Annotated in this window: 17 protein-coding genes and 1 pseudogene; 7 read left to right on the top strand and 11 right to left on the bottom strand. The window is 63.5% G+C overall.

From position 1 onward, the window contains the following. Positions 1–3 precede the first annotated feature (3 nt). The 3 genes from tilS to dacB are packed head-to-tail and all read right to left on the bottom strand — an operon-like array spanning position 4 to position 3,464. Positions 4–981: a tRNA lysidine(34) synthetase TilS gene (tilS, locus tag YH3_RS05040; RefSeq protein ID WP_058227234.1), complete on the bottom strand. Its 978-nt coding sequence runs from the start codon at positions 979–981 to the stop codon at positions 4–6. Beyond that, positions 982–2,055 (bottom strand): zinc-dependent metalloprotease, encoded by a 1,074-nt coding sequence (locus YH3_RS05035; RefSeq protein ID WP_007727018.1) that lies wholly within the window; start codon positions 2,053–2,055, stop codon positions 982–984. Continuing rightward, entirely contained in the window at positions 2,055–3,464 is a 1,410-nt protein-coding gene (gene dacB / locus YH3_RS05030; protein WP_058227233.1) for a D-alanyl-D-alanine carboxypeptidase/D-alanyl-D-alanine-endopeptidase, read from the bottom strand. The genes YH3_RS05035 and dacB overlap by 1 nt, the downstream gene beginning before the upstream one ends. 103 nt (positions 3,465–3,567) lie before the next feature. Here dacB and YH3_RS05025 point away from each other — a divergent pair, with 103 nt between their 5' ends. Next, a complete protein-coding gene (locus YH3_RS05025; RefSeq protein WP_003941181.1) occupies positions 3,568–4,059 on the top strand; it encodes an inorganic diphosphatase in 492 nt (163 codons plus the stop codon). Between the two features lie 106 nt (positions 4,060–4,165). Here the strand turns inward: YH3_RS05025 and YH3_RS05020 are convergent, their stop codons facing one another. From YH3_RS05020 to YH3_RS05010, 3 genes are all read right to left on the bottom strand, one after another. Continuing rightward, the gene (locus YH3_RS05020; RefSeq protein WP_007727023.1) at positions 4,166–4,996 is read right to left on the bottom strand and encodes a crotonase/enoyl-CoA hydratase family protein; all 831 of its coding nucleotides are present in this window, start codon (positions 4,994–4,996) and stop codon (positions 4,166–4,168) included. 46 nt (positions 4,997–5,042) lie between these two features. After that, a complete protein-coding gene (locus YH3_RS35530; RefSeq protein ID WP_124568973.1) occupies positions 5,043–5,249 on the bottom strand; it encodes a hypothetical protein in 207 nt (68 codons plus the stop codon). A 133-nt stretch (positions 5,250–5,382) separates the two neighbouring features. Beyond that, positions 5,383–6,912 (bottom strand): LCP family protein, encoded by a 1,530-nt coding sequence (locus tag YH3_RS05010; RefSeq protein ID WP_233405644.1) that lies wholly within the window; start codon positions 6,910–6,912, stop codon positions 5,383–5,385. A gap of 122 nt (positions 6,913–7,034) precedes the next feature. Between YH3_RS05010 and YH3_RS05005 the strand changes: the two genes are divergently transcribed. The 5 genes and pseudogenes from YH3_RS05005 to YH3_RS04985 all read left to right on the top strand — a co-directional run bounded on the left by YH3_RS05005 (position 7,035) and on the right by YH3_RS04985 (position 13,225). Further along, positions 7,035–7,853 (top strand): polysaccharide deacetylase family protein, encoded by an 819-nt coding sequence (locus YH3_RS05005; RefSeq protein WP_007727026.1) that lies wholly within the window; start codon positions 7,035–7,037, stop codon positions 7,851–7,853. A gap of 4 nt (positions 7,854–7,857) precedes the next feature. Beyond that, positions 7,858–9,836 (top strand): annotated as a pseudogene (locus tag YH3_RS05000) (amino acid permease). 434 nt (positions 9,837–10,270) lie between these two features. Then, complete coding sequence (locus YH3_RS04995; protein WP_228232423.1) at positions 10,271–10,693, top strand: hypothetical protein; 423 nt, start codon at positions 10,271–10,273, stop codon at positions 10,691–10,693. Positions 10,694–10,835: 142 nt separating this feature from the next. Beyond that, positions 10,836–11,435 carry a TetR/AcrR family transcriptional regulator gene (locus tag YH3_RS04990; protein ID WP_039972767.1) on the top strand — a complete coding sequence of 200 codons (600 nt, stop codon included), beginning with the start codon at positions 10,836–10,838 and terminating at the stop codon, positions 11,433–11,435. Further along, positions 11,432–13,225, top strand: a complete 1,794-nt coding sequence (locus YH3_RS04985; protein ID WP_064443058.1) for an alpha/beta fold hydrolase — start codon at positions 11,432–11,434, stop codon at positions 13,223–13,225. The genes YH3_RS04990 and YH3_RS04985 overlap by 4 nt, the downstream gene beginning before the upstream one ends. Before the next feature lie 948 nt (positions 13,226–14,173). On the opposite strand, the gene YH3_RS04980 is transcribed toward YH3_RS04985, so the two are convergent. Further along, on the bottom strand, positions 14,174–14,659 hold the full coding sequence (locus tag YH3_RS04980; RefSeq protein WP_147343843.1) for a hypothetical protein: 486 nt from the start codon (positions 14,657–14,659) through the stop codon (positions 14,174–14,176). A 475-nt stretch (positions 14,660–15,134) separates the two neighbouring features. Between YH3_RS04980 and YH3_RS04975 the strand changes: the two genes are divergently transcribed. Next, positions 15,135–15,656, top strand: coding sequence for a 2-oxo-4-hydroxy-4-carboxy-5-ureidoimidazoline decarboxylase (locus YH3_RS04975; RefSeq protein ID WP_007727034.1), 522 nt, complete (start codon positions 15,135–15,137; stop codon positions 15,654–15,656). A 56-nt stretch (positions 15,657–15,712) separates the two neighbouring features. On the opposite strand, the gene YH3_RS04970 is transcribed toward YH3_RS04975, so the two are convergent. The 4 genes from YH3_RS04970 to YH3_RS36570 all read right to left on the bottom strand — a co-directional run. After that, on the bottom strand, positions 15,713–16,168 hold the full coding sequence (locus YH3_RS04970) for a tellurite resistance TerB family protein (protein ID WP_003941110.1): 456 nt from the start codon (positions 16,166–16,168) through the stop codon (positions 15,713–15,715). A gap of 84 nt (positions 16,169–16,252) precedes the next feature. Further along, entirely contained in the window at positions 16,253–17,809 is a 1,557-nt protein-coding gene (locus YH3_RS04965) for a TerD family protein (RefSeq protein ID WP_052959813.1), read from the bottom strand. Positions 17,810–17,849: 40 nt separating this feature from the next. Continuing rightward, on the bottom strand, positions 17,850–18,743 hold the full coding sequence (locus tag YH3_RS04960; protein WP_047269678.1) for an SGNH/GDSL hydrolase family protein: 894 nt from the start codon (positions 18,741–18,743) through the stop codon (positions 17,850–17,852). A gap of 158 nt (positions 18,744–18,901) precedes the next feature. Then, on the bottom strand, positions 18,902–19,673 hold a 772-nt coding region (locus YH3_RS36570; RefSeq protein WP_238592521.1), incomplete at its 5' end, for a TerD family protein.

Below are 19,673 nucleotides of genomic sequence, written 5' to 3'. Positions count from 1 at the left end.
GCGTCAAACCCTTCGTCGGTCTTCGAATCCGAGGATCAGCCTGCCACGTCGCCGGGCCGCCACCAACCTCGCCTCCGGTGTTCCGCCGCCGATCGCGACGCCGCCTTGCCCCCGCCAGTCGGTCACCAGGGCGTCGACTGCGCGTAACTGTTTGTCCGTCAATGCTTTTGCGCCGCCCTGCAGCAGCCAGGCGCGCAGAGCGCGTCGACGGATTGCGGTGGGCGCTTCGGCAAGTGTGTCCACTTCCACTTCCCCGTCGACGACAACCCGTAGGAGTAGGGCCTCGGCGTACTCGTCGAGCGCCTCACCGTCCTCACGCAACTGCGTCGCGGTTCGGGCCAACGCCTCGGCAACTCCCCCGCCGAGAATTTCTTCGAGCAGCGGCAACGCCTCGTGCCGCAGACGCACGCGAGTGAACTCGGGATTGTTGTTGTGCGGGTCCTCCCACGGCGTGATGCCCAGGTCGACGCAGGCCGCCCTGGTCACCGATCGCCGGATGCCGAGTAGCGGCCGTCCCCAGGGAGCGTCGAATGCAGCCATACCTTGAATCGATCGCCCACCGGACCCGCGCGAGAGTCCGAGAAGCACGGTCTCGGCTTGATCGTCGAGCGTGTGTCCGAGCAGAACCGGGAGGTCAGTCCTGGCGTCGCGCAGAGCGCTGTACCGAGCCTCACGCGCAGCGGCTTCGAGACTCCCACCTTCGGCTACGTCGACGGTCAGCACCGTCGCGGTCCGGCAACCCAGCGCCAGCGCCTGATCCGCGGCAGAGCGTGCGACGGCATCCGAACCAGGCTGCAGCCGATGGTCCACGATCAACGCGTCGACCGAATCGGCTTCCGCCACCGCTGCTGCGGTCAACGCCAATGAATCGGCGCCCCCGGACAGGGCGACGACCACACGGCGTCGTGGCTCGAATGCGAGCGTCCACGCCCGCACGGCCTGTCGCAGCGCCAGGAGGGCAGGCGTTTCAGGCAGCAGCATCTAGCCGAGAACGCGCTTTACCCACGCGTCGGGATTGTCGATCTCGTCGAGCAACGGCAAGGTCTCGGGCCCGGTCCAGATGGTGTTGAACTGCTCCATGCCGACCTTGAGAACCACCGCGTCGACGAAGGCCTTGCCGCGTACGTACTGCGCCATCTTGGCGTCCATGCCGAGAAGCATCTTGATGATCCGCTGCACGGGGTTGGACTTGCGCTGCCGACGCTTGTCGAAGGCCGCGCGGATAGTTGCCACCGACGGCACCACGGCGGGGCCGACGGCGTCCATCACATGGTCTGCATGCCCTTCGAGGAGGGTGCCGAGTACAAGCATCCGATCCAGCGCGTCACGCTGAGGTTCCGCCTGCGAGGCGCGCAGCAGCCCGATGATGCCGCCCGCCGTCGCACCGTCACTGGAGTCGGGTTCCTTCCGCGAGCGCAGCTCTGCAGCAAGGCGCCCGACAACGTCGGTCATCGACTCGTCCACCGTCGCACCAAGCGTTTCGACGGAATCCTTCATGTACTCCGCTAGCCACGGCGAGGACGAGAACTGAACCCGGTGCGTGACCTCGTGCAGGCAGACCCACAACCGGAAGTCACTCGGGTTCAGCCGAAGGGACCGTTCGACGGAGACGATGTTCGGTGTGACCAGAAGCAGGGTGCCGTGCTCGCCGGTGAACGGGTCGTACTGCCCGAGGATCGCCGAAGACAGGTACGCCAGCATGGCGCCGGCCTGCAAGCCCGCCGGCTTTCCGACGATGAGATTGCCACTGCCGTCGGGATCCGCGCCGGTGAGATGTGCCATCGACCGCGAGGCTGCCGTGATCCACCCGGCCCGGTCAAGCACGTCAGCGGCCGGGACCGGTAGACCGTCGGCCAGCCCGGTCACTTCACGAACCGGCAGTTCTGCGCGCTCGGACGCTTCGGCGAGTTCTGCGGTTGCCGTCTCGGCCGTGTAGCGAGACATCGCGGGGCCGCCGCGCGCCAGTTTTATCCCGGCTTTGGCGGCAAGACTCCAGTCGACGGCACCACCGAGCGGAGCCGAGGCGTCATCATCTTGTGGAGTCTTTTCGGCCACTATTGGCACCCGCAATTCCTCAATGCTCCGGCAATCGCGTCCAGGGCAGGACGGCTCACTTCTGGCGGCCGGTCATTGGACATCAGTGCGAAGGTGAGCACTCGCCCGTTCTGATCGACCACGAACCCTGACAACGCGCTGGCCGTTGAGAGAGTTCCCGTCTTGGCTCGCACCCAACCCGCACCGGTTCGGTTTCCGGACGCGTAGCGGTCGGACAAACTTCCTGTTCCGCCGGCCACCGGAAGGTAGTCCAGCAGCGGACGCAGTTTCGGATCACCGTCACCGGCCGCAGCCGTCATGACGCGATCGAGTACCTGAGCGGGAATGAGATCGTCGACGGAAAGTCCGCTGGAATCGTGCAGCGAAACTCCGGTGTAGTCGAACCCGGCCGCCTGCAAGGTCTTGCCGGTCGCGTCGACGGCTCCGGTGAACGAGGCTTCGATTCCGGAGGCAATCGCGACCTCACGCCCGATGGTCTCGGCGAGCACGTTGTCGGAATGTTCCATCATCTGCAGCAGCCGGTCGCTCAGCGGCGCCGACTGCACGGTGGCGATCGGCTTGGCACCGGCAGGCGCCGCGCCGAGACTCACGTTGGCGGGATCGACACCGAGCGCCTGAGCGAGCACCTTGCCCGCGTCCAACGCGGGAGTTTCCGAACGCGGCGACTCGTCTTGAGTGCCGTCGTACCGACCACCTTCGATCATCACCGATTCGATCGGGGTGATGTAGCCGGCCGCGATGTCCGCGGGGAACCATCCGGTGGCCATGTTGTCGCCCTTGAACAAGCTCGAGTCCACCACGACGCTGGTCACCGGCGTACCGGCAGCCTTGATCTGGTCGACGAGATCCGCGATGTGAGCAGCATTGGCGTAATACCCGCTCTGCCCCTTCGGCGTCGCCGTCAGCGTCGGGTCACCACCGCCGACCAGAACGACCTGCCCGGGGCTCGCTCCGGGAACCACCGTCGTGGACAGCCGGTGGTCGAGCGGCAACTTCAGCAGTGCCGCCGATGCGGTCAGCACCTTCGTCGTGGACGCAGGCGTCATCGGCGTCGACGGGTCTGCGCTCCACAGAATGTTTCCGGTGAGCGCATCAGCGACAACTCCGGTGAACTTCCCCAGATCCGGGTTGGCCACAGCCGGGCCGATCGCCGCGGCGATTCCCGCCGCGCTCGGGATCGGTGCGTCCGTCGGGACGGGCACCACCTGAGGTGACGGCGTCACGAGCGCAGGCTGCGGCGACGTAGTCACGGTCGCGCTGCCCGCGGTGTCGTTCGACGTACCGAGTTTCACGACGACAACTCCGGCGACGGCCAGTACAACCACTGCACCGACCGCCAGAAGGATGCGGAAGTTACGCCGTCGACTCTCTTCCAACGAGCCGATCTTCTTCTTTCCTTGGCCCGCCAACGCCCCTCCGTCTGTGCTCTGCCTACTGGGTGGTCAGGCAACCTTATCCTTGACCCGATATCCTTCCGACGAATCATTACCGACACGACAGCGAGGAATCGGCGTGGAGTTCGACGTCACCATCGAGATCCCCAAGGGTCAGCGCAACAAGTACGAGGTCGACCACGTAACCGGTCGCGTCAAACTCGATCGCTACCTCTACACAGCTTTCGGCTACCCGGCCGACTACGGCTTCATCGAAAACACCCTGGGTGAGGACGGCGATCCGCTCGACGCCATGGTCCTGCTCCCCGAGTCGGTCTTCCCCGGCGTCATCGTCGAGGCTCGCGCAGTCGCGATGTTCAAGATGGTCGACGAGGCCGGCGGAGACGACAAGGTCCTCTGCGTTCCGGCCGGTGACCCCCGCTGGGATCACATCCAGGATCTGGGTGACATCTCACAGTTCGAGCTCGATGCGATCAAGCACTTCTTCGTCCACTACAAGGACCTCGAGCCGAACAAGCACGTCGAGGCAGCCAACTGGGTCGGCCGCGCCGAGGCAGAGGCCGAGATCGAGGCTTCGATCAAGCGTCTCGCTGCCAACGGCGGTCACTGAGCTCAAGTTCTCAGGCCTAACGAAAATCCCCGCACATCGGAAGATGTGCGGGGATTTTTGTGCTGTTTTTACTCGCCCTTGCAGTTCCTACTCACCCTTGCAGTTCCTACTCACCCTGGAAGACTGGCGGGCGCTTCTGGAAGACGGCGGTGATGGCCTCGGTCAGATCCTGCGAAGGCAGGAACGCCGCGTTCCAGGCTGCGACGTAGCGAAGGCTGTCGTTCACGCTCGCGCTGCGGGTGTGATCGAGCACGTCCTTGATCCCGTGGACGACGAGCGGCGGGTTGAGCGCAATCTCCTTGGCGGTCGCGCGCGCCGCTGCCAGTACCGCGTCGGCATCTTCGAAAACGTCGTTGACGAGGCCGATCTTCTCGGCGCGCGCTGCGTCGATGTCCTTGCCGGTCAGAGCCAACTCACGCAGGTGTCCGTCGCCGATGATCGCGGGCAGACGCGCGAGGCTGCCCATGTCTGCGACGATCGCGACCTTGACCTCGCGGATGCTGAACTTGGCATCGGCACTTGCGTAGCGGATGTCCGCCGCCGTGATCAGGTCGACGCCGCCGCCGATGCACCAGCCCTGCACAGCTGCGACGACGGGCTTGCGGCAATCTGCGACGGCATTGATGCCCGACTGCATGCGCTTGATCATGTCGTGGAACTTGGTGCGCGGGCCTGCCTGAGCCTTGTCCGCGAGGACGGCACCGAATTCACCGCTCATCGCCGGCAGGTCCAGTCCGAACGAGAAGTGCTTGCCGGAACCGGCGATGACGATTGCACGCACCTCGGGGTCGGCGTCGAGGTCGGCGAAGATTTCGGGGAGTTCACTCCAGAAATCCGGCCCCATCGCGTTGCCCTTGCTCGGCCCGATCAGCGTCACCTGGGCGATGTTGTCTTCGCGCTCGACGGTGAACGCATTCCAGCTCTTCTGTTCAGTCATTACTCAAGAGTAACTAAAGGTCCGGCTCAGCCGAAGACCGCTGCCTTCATCCGAAAATTCCTGCCTCGTCAAGTACCAGTACGACGAGGGTGACGGCCATCAGGGCGAACATGATGAGCATCGCCATCCTGGCCGCCCGCTCACTGGTCGGTGGGAAAACGCGCTGCGCCGGATGCTCGGCCACGTACTCGGACAAGGACATGGTCCTGGCACGTGAGCGTGTCGGATTCTGTACCGCTGCTGTTGTAGCCATGTCGGTGATCCTTTCAACTACGCAATCTCAGTCAGGTACCCCAAAGGTGAAGTACCCGACTGAGTTCGACTTCTCCAATGTAGACCCGCAGATCGAAGAAGTCAGCGTGAGTTTGGTGCGAATTACCTGAGAGTCAGTCCACACAGGGGATGCCGCCATTCGCGTCGGCCCGGATGGGTGATCCCTGCGCTCCCGTATCGGGAACGGTGCCGGCGGATACCGACGAGTCCGACTGCGCCGGAGCGGCCGAGAACACGGTCTGCGCATTGTCCTCACCGATCAGTACAGACACTGATTCGGCCGCTGCCTGCTCGTTAGGCACTGCGGCCACGCCCAACTGCTCGGCCAGCGCCTCTGCGACGGCTTTGGCGCCGACTCCATAGCTGACCACCGACTTTGCCGTCGCAGCTGCGGTGCTCACCTCTCCGACTTCGACTCCCGACGCTTTCGTCGCCGCTGCCAACGCGGCGCCCAACCCGTCCGTCGCGGTTCCGTTGCGGATATCCACAACTTCGTTCCCGGTCGAGACAGCAGTGTCCATCGCAGGTGCAGATGCCGAGTCACCTCCCGCGAAGATCCGCGACACTTCACTACGCAGACGCGCCGGATCGACCATGTTGACGTCCTGGCCGTCGACGGTCTCGTATCCCTCGATGGGCAGGGTGTAGAAGTCGATGTTCCCACCTGCGAGAGCGCTTGCCTGAGAAGCGAATCGGACGGGATCCATGGCAGAATCGATCACCACGTCCTTCTTCACCACGTCGGCCAGTGCCGTCATCTTCGGAATGTTTCCGATGACGCCGGAGCCCTTCAAGTTGGCGATCACCGCGCTGATGAAAGCCTGCTGCCGGTGGGTGCGATCCAAGTCCCCGTTGTCCAGGCCGTGGCGTTGACGGACAAACGAAAGCGCCTGTGACGCATCGAGAGTCTGAACTCCGGCCGGGAAGTTGGCGCCCGAGAAGTCATCCTGCACCGGATTGTTAAGGCACACCTGAACGGGGCCGATAGCCGAGACGACGTCGTAGAAGCCCATCAGGTTCACTTCGGCAAAGTGATCGATCGGAACCTTGAGCAGATTCTGCACGGTGGTCAGTGTCGACCGTCTTCCGACTTCACGCGCTTGTTGTTCTCGTGCAGCAGGATCCGTCACACCGTCCGCTATGAGTTTGGCGTCCGCATCAGCCTTCGCCATTCCGTAGGCTTCCTTGATCTTGGCCATTCCGTAGCCGGGTACCGCGACGTAGTCGTCGCGTGGGATCGCCACTGCACTGGCCTTGCCGCCATCGCCCGGAACATGGAGCAGGATAAGCGTGTTCGTGTTGTATCCACCCACATCGCTGTCCCCCGCATGCAGCTTGTCGGTGACGAACTCTGCCGGCAGATCGCTGCCGTCCATCGCCTTGCGACTGTCGAGCCCGATCAACAAGATGTTGGTATCCCCGTCGAGCGAACTGCCGGCGTCGTCACCGAGGGCGGAGAGCGCATCCGACCGGTACAGCCCCGACGTCAAATCCGACTGCACGTACCAGCCGATTCCGACGCCCACCAGAATCGTCGTCGACAGGGATGCCGCCGCCAGCTTGCGCCCTACCGAGAGCGTCGACCGCTGCGGTTGACGCCTACGCCTGTGTCTGGTTGCCGAGTGTCGAGGTCGCGGTTCCACGGCCGACACGCTATCCAGCGTTCCTGAGTAGAACCTGTCGATACCGGACACGGCTGGTCATTGGCTGAAAAAACGCTGAGAATGAAGTCCGAATAGGGCAAATCTGCTCTAGGCTCCGCCCTGTGGACCGCCGACGCTTCCTCAGTGCCCTCGCAGCAGCAACTCTGACCGGAACCGCCGCGGTGACCATGGGAACCGCTTGTTCGTCACGTTCGGTCGGGACGGCAATCGCCGCAGCCGACGAACCAACCGACCCCGTCCCTGTCCCGGATCTCCCGCCTGCCTTGTTGCCGCCTCCACCGCCGTCTGCCCGGGTGCCGCTGCCCGCCGGCGGATCGTTGACCGCGTTACCCGGCGGTGGGGATCTGTTTGCCCTGACGGTTGACGACGGAGCCAGCTCCGAAGTCGTGCGCCTCTACACACAGTTCGCAAAAGACACCGGCATCCGTTTGACGTACTTCGTCAACGGGCAATACAACTCGTGGACCGAAAACGCCGGACTTCTCAGACCGCTGGTCGAGAGCGGACAAATTCAGCTCGGCAATCACACCTACTCGCACCCGGATCTGACGTCCGTGTCGAAGCAGCAGATCGCAGACGAGCTGACGAAGAACGGCACGTTCCTGCGCAACACCTACGGCGTGGACGCGGCGCCGTACTTTCGGCCGCCGTACGGAAGGCACAACGCGACAGTCGATTCCGTGGCCGCGAGCGTCGGCTACACCGTGCCCACCCTCTGGTACGGATCACTGTCGGATTCTTCGTTGATCACCGAGGAGTACATCCTCCAAATGGCGAACCAGTACTTCAATCCGGGGGCCATCGTGATCGGGCACCTCAACTATCTGCCCGTGACCCACGTGTATCCGCAACTGGTGGACATCATCCGGAGCCGAAACCTGCGGACTGTCACGCTCAACGATGTTTATCTGAAGCCGTGACGCCGTGGTGACCGCAGCCGACAACGAGGTCCCGGCCGAAAACACGGCTCCGTCCGTGAAACAACGCACCGAGGCCTGGCTGCTCGCGGACATCACCGAGGAACCGGCCGGACATCTGGGCCCCACCGGATGGCGCCGAAGAAGGAGAAGCGCCACCCGTGGTGGAAGGTGATGTGCCTGACGGGTGTCGATTACTTCTCCACCCTCGGTTACCAACCCGGTATCGCGGCACTGGCGGCCGGCACGTTGGCTCCCATCGCGACAGTCGTATTGATCCTGCTGACACTCTTCGGCGCTCTACCGGTCTACCGGCGAGTGGCTCGCGAGAGTCCGCACGGCGAGGGTTCGATCGCCATGCTCGAGAAGCTGCTGCCCAAGTGGCGCGGCAAGATCTTCGTTCTCGTGCTTCTCGGCTTCGCGGCCACCGATTTCCTCATCACTATGACGCTCTCGGCTGCCGATGCCACGGCGCACCTCGTCGAGAACCCTTTTGCTCCAACCTTTCTCTCCGGACACACCGTCGCCGTCACCCTGGTTCTGCTCGCGCTCCTCGCTGCGGTCTTCCTCCGCGGATTCACCGAAGCGATCGGTATCGCGGTCGGATTGGTCGCCGTCTATCTCGCCTTGAACGTGGTGGTCATCTCCGTAGGTCTGTGGCACATCGCGACCGCGCCGTCGTTGGTCACCGACTGGACGCGCGCCATGACCACCGAGCACGGAAACCCGGCGATGATGATCCTGATCGCGCTGATCGTCTTCCCGAAGTTGGCTCTCGGTCTGTCCGGCTTCGAAACCGGCGTCGCGGTCATGCCGCAGATCAAGGGCGATCCGCACGACACGGAACAGAATCCACGTGGCCGCATCAAAGGTGCGCGGCGCCTGCTCACCACGGCGGCGCTGATCATGAGCGGATTCCTGCTGACGTCGAGCCTGGTCACCACCATCCTGATCCCAGAAAACGAGTTCCAGCCCGGAGGCGCTGCCAACGGTCGCGCGCTTGCCTTTCTCGCCCACGACTATCTGGGTGAGATCTTCGGAACCGTCTACGATCTCAGCACGATCCTGATCCTTTGGTTTGCCGGTGCGTCGGCAATGGCAGGGTTGCTCAATCTTGTTCCGAGGTATCTCCCCCGCTACGGCATGGCGCCGTCGTGGGCCCGCGCCGTGCGTCCGCTGGTCCTCGTGTTCAGCGTCATCGCCATCACTGTCACGATCTACTTCGACGCCGGTGTCGACGCTCAGAGTTCCGCGTACGCAACCGGTGTCCTCGTGCTCATCTCGTCGGCGACCGTCGCCGTTGCACTGTCCGCTCGTAAGCACGGTCAGCGAAAACTGTTCGTGGGGTTCAGTTTTGTCGCAGTTTTGTTCGTCTACACGACGATCGCGAACATCTTCGAACGTCCAGACGGTGTGAAAGTGGCGTCGTTCTTCATCGCCGCGATCATGGTGGTGTCCTTCCTTTCCCGGATCTCGCGAGCCTTCGAACTACGGGCAACCTCCGTCGAATTCGACGAGACCGCGCTGCAATTCATCGCCGAGGCAGCCGAGAAGGGTTACCTCGCGATGGTGGCGCACGACGTCGACCGTCTCGACGAGGACGAGTATCGGCAGAAGGAATCGCAGCAGCGCGCCGAAAGCAACATCCCGGAGGCGGAGTCGATCATCTTCATCGAGGTCAACGTCACGGACTCCTCCGAATTCAGCACCGACCTCCTCGTCCACGGCCGACAGCGCGGTGAGCACCGGATTCTCTGGGTCGACAGCCCTGCCGTCCCCAACACCATTGCGGCGGTTCTCCTGCGGACGAGGGACATCACCGGCGTGATTCCCGACGTCTACTTCGAGTGGACCGAGGGAAACCCGATCATGTACCTGCTCCGCTTCCTGTTCATCGGTGAGGGCGAAACCGCTCCCGTGACCCGTGAGGTCCTCCGCCGCGCCGAACCCGACCAGTCCCGCCGGCCACACGTCCACGTCGGTTGACGCCCACTCCCACTAACCGCTCACAAGCCCGCTCGCGATTGCTGTCGAACATCGCTGCATCCAGGGCTGTGGTGGCCGAGGTGGCGGGCGACCAATGCGGGCGCGATGGTGAGGGGCGTCGTTCGTCATGGCGACCTTCCATTCGTGCCTGGGGGCCAATCTCGGTCCCCTTCATGGATTTCGCCTTCTGACAACGGAAATTGCACCGGCAAGAGGGACTGGCGTGCAACTGGTGAGCGAAAAGTCTGTCCGCACGCGCGAGTGCAGATTGAAAGGCCTTTCGACCCGCAGGTGGACGGGACGATGCGACGGAGATCGAGAATGACCGCGACATACAATCGCGATCAGAGCGAAGCTCCAGGCCGAGATTCCGGCGCCGCTGTGATGGAGGGGTCAGGATGTTCGGTTGGAAAAAGAAGCGCAACGATTCAAAGATGACGCTCGACGATGTGATGTCGAAGCTCAGGCCTGACCTGAGTCGGGAATCACTCGGCGTCGGACCCGACTTTCCGGGCGTCGCCCCGAACCCGCTCATGAGCAGTGATGCACGCAAGCGCAATGCGGAACTGCGGACGGGGGTGCTTGCGCTCGGCGTTCTCGTCGACTGGCGGGAGGTCAACAGCAATCCACGCGTGGTCCTGATGTTCGACGTGGAGACCTCCGACGGCATCTTGTTCCGCGGTATCGCAGACGAAGACCTCACGATCACCGAGCTGACACGACTCGCCCCAGGACAGACGTTGCCCGTGCGCTACCGGCCGGCCGTCATGGACCACTACGTCGCCCTTGCCCGGGACGCGGACGCCGCCCACGTTCAGCAGCTCTCCGACGAGATCGCGACCCGCAAGCGGACCTGACCCGAAGCCTTGGCCGGATCCTAGGTCGCCGGCACTCCGATGATGGCGTCGGCGGTCACACGCATGTCGATCACGACGAGACTGGTTGGTAGACGCATTCTCTCGGTTGAAAATAATATGTAGACCGGTCTATTGTTGGCTCATGGCATCCAAAGGAGACCTGACAAGGGCACGGCTCGCAGAATCCATGCTCGAGCTCATCCAGACCAGCGGCTACAGCGGCACGGGCCTGAACGCCGTGATCGAACACGCCGCAGCGCCGAAAGGGTCGATCTACTTCCACTTCCCCGACGGGAAGGAAGGCCTGGGCGTCGCAGCGATTGAGCTCGCCACGAAGGCATTCGGGACGCTGATTGCAGAGGCCGCGATTTCCCGGGTCGATGCGGCCGAGGCAGCACGCGCCGCGATCGAGGCCCTGACGACCATCGTCAGCGAGAGCAACTTCCGGCGGGGTTGCCCGGTCTCTGTCGTCACCCTGGAGATGGGCGCGGAGAACGAGCGTCTGCGGCAGGCGTGCGCCGCTGCCTTTGAGTCGTGGATCGCCCTGACAACCGCGTTTCTCGAGGCCAGCGGCGTTGTCCCCGACGAGGCCCGATCCCTGGCGACCGTTGTTGTGTCGACGATCGAGGGGGCGGTCATCGTCTCTCGCGCTACGCAAAACACGCAACCCCTGATTTCGGCCGCTGACATCGTTGCGGAGCTCATCAACCAGCGCTGCCAGACCGTTGGCGGAACGCGATGACTCCACGCGACGTCTCCCGTCACGCCCTGGTCTTCGGGGCCTCAGGTCTGGTCGGTCGGCACCTCGTCCTGACCCTCGCCGAGGCTGGTACGAACGTCACGGCGGCAGTTCGGACCGCCGAGTCCGGGGCCCGTGTCGAGCGATGGGTCAGAGAGCATGGCCTGACGCGGAGCATCAGCACGACGATCGTCGACTTCGACGCTCCTGAAATCGTCGCGGGTGGCCCATCGGCGTTCCCTTTCATCACAGAGATCCACAACTGCGCCGGGTCCTACCGATTCGGAATGACCGCCCAGGAGGCACGCAGCGCGAACGTCGGCATCGTCGAGAAGCTGATCGACTTCGCCAAGGACCTCCCCAACCTGCAGCGCGTGATCCACGTGTCGGGCTACCGCGTCGGCGGACAAGACCCCACAACGGTTCCATGGCCCGACGATCACCGCACCGCGGTTTACAAGGACCTTGGCGCCTACGAAGCGTCAAAAGTGGAATCCGACGCAATCTTCCAGGCCCGAGCCCTCAAGCACGGAGTTCCCTGGACCATTGTCAATCCGTCCAGCGTGATCGGCGACAGCGCCACCGGGGAATCCGACCAGCACATCGGGCTGGCCAGCACAGTCGAGCAGATTTGGAACGGCACCGCAGCAGCGTTGCCTGGAAACGAATCGACGTTTCTCCCGATCGTCACGGTCGACTATCTGGCGGCCTTCATGACGGCAGCTGCGGTCGATCCCGCTGCTGAGGGCATGGCCTACTGGGTTCTCCACGACGACACCCCACCGCTAGCGGACCTGCTCACACACGTCGGTCGGCATCTCGGTGCGAAGGTCCCGCGGGTCAGGATTCCGATCGGCGTCATCAAGCGGCTCCCGCAGCAGATCACCAAGGCCGATCCCGAGACCCTCACCTTCATGTCCGCCGACCGCTATCCGACAGAGTCCGCCGTCGAGTTCGCCGACAGACACGGGATCCTGATGCCCGACGTGCTGGTGTCCCTCGAACGGTGGGCCGACTACCTGGCAGCGCATCGGTTTGGTGCCGTCATGTCCGCCGACCGTCGATTCGTCGACGTCGGCGGCCTGACGACATTTGAGCTCGGCGTACGAGGATCGAGTCGGGTGATTCTTCCCGGCATGCCCGTGAACGCGGACACGTGGGCAGAGGTAGCTGCCGGCATCGAGGGGCGGGTCGTCGACTTGCCCGGCCTCGGCCTCAGTAGCGGGGCCGGCGTTCAGGACTGGGATGAGTGGCTGCCGGCGGTAGTAGCTGGTGAACCTGCTGACCTCGTCGGCCACTCCATCGGTGCGGCTGCTGCAGTAGTTGCGGCTGACCGGTTCCCGGCGCAGGTGAAGTCCCTCACGTTGATCGCACCGTTCTTCCTCCAGGCCCCGATGGGTTCCTCGGCCAGACTGAAGCCGCTCGTACGCGCCTACTTGCGACACGCAGACCCGGCACGGCTCTCACGCAAACTGACCGGATCAGAAGCGAGCGCGGATTCTCTCGTTTCCAGTCTCAGTGACCTCGAGCGAAGCAGTTCCAAGAGCGTGGCCGAGCATCTCGCCCGTGCGGGATCGAAGCGGTGGCGTGCTGAACTCCAAGAAGCGCTTAGGCGATTCAGTGGCCCGGTCCGCATCATCACAGGAAGCAAAGACCCAATCGACCCGGCCGCGGTTGCGCAGCTCGAGTCACTTCCGAACATCAAGCTGATCTCGCTGCCGGGTGCCGGGCACCATCCGCAACTAACCCATACCGATGCTCTCGTCGATCTGCTCGAGGGATCGCTCGCGTGACATAGACGCCTGCGGTTTCAGCAGCTGACAGAGATACGGGCATCCAATCTGTAGCTGGCCAGTCTGTCGGTGACCATCACACTCAGCACAACTCCAGTCCTTTGAGCAGTCGACGTAAGAGCTTCATGGCTGCCGAAGTGTTCACCAGGGCGTCAGTAAAACTGCGTTCCGCTTGAGCTCGCATGGAGTCACCTAGGAGAGCGCTATCCGCCATTCCCACGGCAATGGAAGCCACCGAATCCCACCCCAGCAATCATCTGAAGCCTCCTCGAATGCGTTGTTGCTCCGGATCAGTGACAACCGGGGAGGTCGACGGGCCGTGCAGTATTCGAATCGCGCAGTGTTCCTTCACTTCAATTGCAACGGAGGGGAGCGTTGAGTGGCTCGAGGCCGCATCACCGGAACCCGATACGAGTAGCGAGGCAACATGATCGGCGGGGCCGGCGCTGCAGCTTCGAGGGTGCCCGCCGCGAGCCTGGTGAGCAACACCCCATCGCCGACGGCATCAACCTCGTCGGCATCAGGCGGGTCCTCGAACTCGAGGACAGCACCGCAGCACTACGCCGCGACAACGCGCAAACAACACTGAAATCCGCACAGCCAGAAGGACACACCGCACAGTAAGGACCACCGCCATGGAAAACGACCGCGTACCCGCAGCCGTCGACGCGACACCCGACGCCGACTACATCGAACAATCAATACCCGTCGTCCAGGACGAAAACCTCTGAGTGAGTCACGGCACCTCATGGAGAGTTCGCCGTTCACACACCAAACGGCGCAGATAAACCGTGGAAGATCGTGACGTCTACGAGCTACTTCCGAGGCAGCGAGCGCTTGCGTCGCCCCACAAAAAGAATCGCCGAGCTACTTGCGTTCGAATGGCGTAGCCGCGAGGACGGTTACGTGAAATTCCGGTTTCCCTGCCACCGCCGCCGCCATACGGACTCACATGTTCAACGTCCCCACATCACTACGCCCCTTCCGTCGAGCCGGCCACGCCCGAACTGCCTTCCGCCCGGAGAAAACCGCCAACGCTCCCGTCGCCAATGACAGCGAACTGCTCAAAGCCACGATCAGCGTCGGACTCGATCCGACCAAGTGACCACTCGAACCCCGCCACAACCTGACCGTCTGCCCCACAGCGTATTCGTGCGCGCTGGAGCACTCGACGAACGATTCGATGTGGTCCACCTCGTCCTGCGCCCATCCCACCGTATAGGTGCGCGGATGCACACAACGGCCCAGCGTGGCACCGTCCTCCACGTCCAGCACCCTCGCTTCGACAGCAGGACCCATACCACCGGAGATCGACTGCACAGCAATGCTGAACGTCACCACCGCGCAGATGAGTGCTGCCAGAGCAAGTATCGACAATGCGGCGACGATCCACATCCCCCTCCGCTCGCCCACCGTATCCACCCTCGACCTCATAGATTCTTGATATGACATCTACGGCCCGATACAAAATCGAGCCAACCGCGAACTCGCGCGGAGCCTCCACGACTGCCAGCGAACGAGACACACTCCCTGCCCATTGCAGGGGCCGACGCCGAGAGCCTCAAACGAGAGCCGACCCTGTCAAGCCGCTGGTCGCCTTTCGGAGACGGCGGGATCGCCAACCGATCTCCGTGAAGTTGCATCAGACGCAACGTTATTGGCCTCTTTTCGGGACAGATTGCTCGCCATCTCCTGTGGTCATCGGCGCCCGGTTGAGTCGGCTTCGTCAGCGAACCTTGTCGGGTGGAGACCGTGTCGGTCAGCTCGTTACGCCGCGTTAAGAACCTGAAAACTCGGGGAGCAAACCTTCCTTTCCCAGGTGAAGCAGTGAATTATCGATATGGTCGCGCATCTGGTTACCGCGCGGCATGTCGAGCGCGCCTGAAAGCACAACGGGCCGGGAGGTCACATGCTGCTACATCAATCGATCGGGTTGGAGCGCTTCAACGAACTACCGCGGCAGAAGGCAGTTCACGCATTGTTCGAGTGCTGCTGCTCGCTGACGTGGGCCGGGTGGGTCAGCGACGGACGTCCGTTCGCCGACCACGCGGAGATCCTCTCGCGCGCCGAGGACGCGATTCTCAACCTCTCGGACGAGGACGTCGAACGCGCCCTGCAATGCCATCCACCCGTAGGCGTGCGCAAGAACAGCGTGCCGTCCCACCTCGAGCAATGCTCGATCTGGGTTCCGGACGACGCCGTCATGGCAACCATCTATCGCGCCGGCGAGGAGTACGAGCGGAACTTCGGCTTCCGGTATCTGTGGTGTTCGCACGGCCACGACGCCGACGACCTGCTCGAGAACATCGGCCAGCGCATGTCCAACGAACGGTCCGTCGAGCGCAAGGTCTGCGTCGACGAGCTCGCCAAGATCACGCGGACGAGGATCGAGCGCATGCTGGGACCCGAGGACGGCTATCCCGAGTACTGAAAAGAAAAGCGGGTGCAGCGCTTTCGCGCCGCACCCGCTTTCATGCTCTGAATCGATCAGAGATCGAACTCGGCCGGAGAAATTCCGACTGCAAAACACATGTCGCGTACGACGCCGCGCTCGTGCTCGTCGAAGTTGCCGTCCGCGCCGCCGATGATGATGCCGATCTGGATGACCGCGCGGGCCTGATCCTGCTTCGACTTGAGCTTGGCGATGGTCGCGGTTGCCTCGACCTTGCCGAACTCGTAGTCCGAGGACAGCTTGCTGCAGTACCAGTCGAACTGCTCACGAAGCTCGTCCGGCGGGAAGACCGCGAGCGACTCGTTGCTCATGATCAGCGCGGCGGTCTTCTGACGCTCCGACGGATCGATCGAACCGTCTGCGGCGGCGATCAACGCGCACATTGCCATGCTCGCGTTCTTGAATTCCTTGTTCTGGAACTGGCTGGTCTTTGTCTTGAGCTGGCCGTTCATCTCCTGAGCCTTAGCCTTCAACTGATCCCAGAATGCCATGAGTCTCCTCGAGTATTGCCGCCACACACCGCGCGTGGTCGTACCACCACTCTGCCTGTGTGCTCGGCAATCCGCCATCGGCCGCTAGGTGCGGTCGAACACTGCCAGAATTCGCGACTCGGAGATCGGGTCGAGCACGTCCGGGGTGAAGTGCCATTGCGTGCGGGTCCACGGATCGTGAACCTCCGTCTGCCCTGCTGCCGAAAGATGTTGGCACCCCTCGGACAGTGCGGCGACGGATTCTTCCGCGAAGTTCGACTCGTCCTCTCCGACAATCAGTATGGACAAACCGATTGCCGGCCCGCGTTCGGCGAGGAACATGATGGTCTGTGCGTCTTCGGCGGAGTATCCGTGCGGGAAATCGCTGAGGATCAACAGGCGCAGGGAACTCGGCCCGTCGGCGACGCCACTCATTCGCGCGAGTTCGCCCATGTCGACGGCCTCGGCCAGTGCCCGCAAGCGCGCCGAGATCTCGGTGTGAGCGGTGATGACCGGCCCCGCGAGCATCGGTGCCAGTCGGTCGGTCAGTGGCGTGAGCGAGCCGGTCAGGTCGACGACGTCGAGTAGCGGCATCGGGCCGGCGGCCATGACGCGCACGGTGACGGCACTGATCAGACCGAGCGCTGCTTTGCTCGACGTACTGTCCACCCAGATCGGCCGGCGCAATGGCAACGGGACGCAGTACGGAACGGTGAGTGTGCCGCGGTCCGGAGCCGACAGCTCGCCAAGACGCATTCCGTCGCTGACGGCTGTGATCTGGGCCGGATCGGTTGTACCCGCCCACGACACCGACTTCCACGACGCCATCGACCGTGGGAGCACGCCGTCGATCACACCGAGTTCGTGCGCAAGCTGAGCGCTGTCGCGGGCGTGGTTGTCCCGTGCGAGTGAGACGAGGTCGTCGTGACGCTTCTGTGCGGCGTCGCGCGCCGCCACTCCCGCTGCCGAGTTCCGCAACGACGGATCTGCGACGGCAGCGGTCAGATCTTCGTCCAAACGGGCAAGCGCGTACTCGCTGCTGGAGACGAAGGAAGCGGCAGATCGTGAGGCATCCTCGAAGATCATCCACGCGCGCTCGAGGCCTCGGCCCACCTCCAACGGCTCCACTGCGGAGTCCCACGCGGGCGCGGCTGTCGGAGCTGGTTGTGCCGGCTCGTCGTCCACCTCGACGCCGTGCACCGAGATCAGTTCCGCCAGACCACCCGCATAGCCCTGCCCTACGGCCCGAATCTTCCAGGCACCGGACTTTCGGTACAGCTCCCAGCAGATGACCGCTGTCTCGGTGCCTGCGGTGGGGATCGCGAATTCGGCCAGGACCGAACCGGATTGATCGCTCAGGGTGGCGGAGAGCCCGGCCGTGCGAAAGGCGCCCGCGGCCGTCGCTGCCGGATCCACGCTGACGATGCACAACACCGCTGCCGCATCGGGGTGAAGTCGATCGAGTTCCATCCGGATGCCACTCTCGTCGAGTTGCACTCCAGCGGTGGATGGTTGGTTGTAGAACACGAAGTCCGCGGACGTCAATGCCCGCAGGTTCGCGTCCGCTACCAGCGCCGACACGTCGAACGGCGTCTGGCTCTCGGCTCGAAACGTCACCACGGGCGCCTGCAGCGGCGCGTTCTGTCCGGGAACAAAAGTCATACCCACAGCAGCGAACTATGCCATGACCGGGCTCTCTCGGTCAGCCTTGCACGTCCGCCACCACTAGATCGGCCACCGCGGTCATCCCAGCGTCCGTGAAGTGCAAGCGTTGCGCCGTCGACTCCGAGAACAGGCCTTCGAACCAACGCTGATCTGCACTCGCACATGCGTCGTGCCCGCCGGCGATGCTCGCCGCCGCAATGTCGACAGTGCGCACACCGTGGGCGTGGGCGACCTCGTCGAACTTCGTGTTGTAGCGAGCGAAGTAGTCCATGAACCAGGATGCGTCGGCGTCTGAGAACGGAATGTTCGGCCAGCATCCGCGAGAGGAGATCATGCCGCCCTCACCGATCAGGTAGATGCGAGCGTTCGGCGCGCGCTGCGTGACCGCGGTCAGGATGCGATCCAATTCTCCGGCAGCCCGGTCGATTCCGGACTGGGCGACGGAATTCGCGAGCGGGTCGTACCGGCATCCACGATCGGTTCCTGGCCCCGGAGCGACGCACAGGGGGCCGAGGAAGATGCTGTTGGAGTCGTTGCCGCCGATCGAGATGGTGATCAGGTCGGTGTCCGGGTGAACGGCATCGAGTTGGACAGGCCAGTAGTTCGGAATCAGCTGTGGAGTGTCGATGATGTTCTCGGCGCGTGCCGCGCTGCAAGAGACGTCGGCGAACTCCGCGACCTCGAGTGCCCGAGAGATCTTGCCCGCGAAGTTCTCGTACGAACGCGAACAGGCGTCGGGGTACATCGGTTCCAGCCTTGGGCCGGAGGCGCGGGAGTCACCGAGGGCGACGTACTTGATCCCGGTGCCGGATACACCTGACAGCGTTTCCGACTGCGGCACCGAAGCCTGCGCGATTCCGGTGCTCACGAGCGCCAGCACAACGCCTGCGACGGCCGCCGCCCGACCGAGAAGTTTCCCTCGAATGATCATCTACTGTGCCAAGTCCTCTCGCGCACGGCCGCTCGACTGACGGCTCGACATGCCGCATGAGGTTAACGCACAGAGGGGGAAACGATGTCCGGTTCGACGGACGGCGATCGAAATCACCTACCGCCGAACCGGATTCATCTCGACTATGCAGTCTCGACTCAAGCAGTGAGGAAACGGCCCAGCTGCGGCGCAGCTTCTCCTGCGTGCTTGGCCTGGATACCTTCACCGATGGCCTGCAGCTTCCATTCACCGTTCACGCGGTACACCTTTGCCATCACCATTCCGGTGAAAGCCATGCCGCCCTGGAGCGTGTATCGAGCGAGCTCGGAGTTGGTGGTGCTGTCCACGAGACGGCAGAAAGCGTTGGAGACCTGCTCGAACGTGTGTCCGCGGTACGAGGTCACGGTGAAGATCACGGTGGTCACGTGAGCCGGGACCCGCTGCAGATCGACGAGCATGACCTCGTCGTCGCCGTCTCCGTCGCCGGTCAGGTTGTCACCCATGTGACGGACCGAGCCGTCCTTGGACGTCAACTGACCGTAGTAGCAGACGTCGACGAGGTTGCCGTCGGCGTACAGGAGTGCCGAAGCGTCGAGGTCGACGTCGGCGGTACGGCTTCCGAACAGGCCGCTCTTCTTGATCGGATCCCAACCCAGACCCATCTGGATCATGGTGAGCGCGACGCCGCCCTCCTTGCGGAGTGTGACCTTCTGTCCCTTGGTCAGGCTGACGGGGCGTCCCTTGACCAGGCTCACCTCGGGCTGCTGCGCCGGCGGCTGGTTCTGCACGGGAGGCGCCGGGGGTGCCTGGTTGTACGTCGGCTGCTGGTTGTACGCAGGCTGTTGGTTGTAGGCAGGCTGCTGCGCCGGCGGGTAGGCCGGCGGCGTCGGGCCCTGGTTGTAGGCGGGCGGTTGGTTGTACGCGGGCGGG

Origin of the sequence: Rhodococcus sp. YH3-3, assembly GCF_001653035.1 — a bacterium.
Classification (GTDB): Bacteria; Actinomycetota; Actinomycetes; order Mycobacteriales; family Mycobacteriaceae; genus Rhodococcus_F; species Rhodococcus_F qingshengii.
The sequence above is the reverse complement of the archived record's forward strand: the minus strand, read 5'-3'. Positions and strand labels throughout refer to the sequence as shown.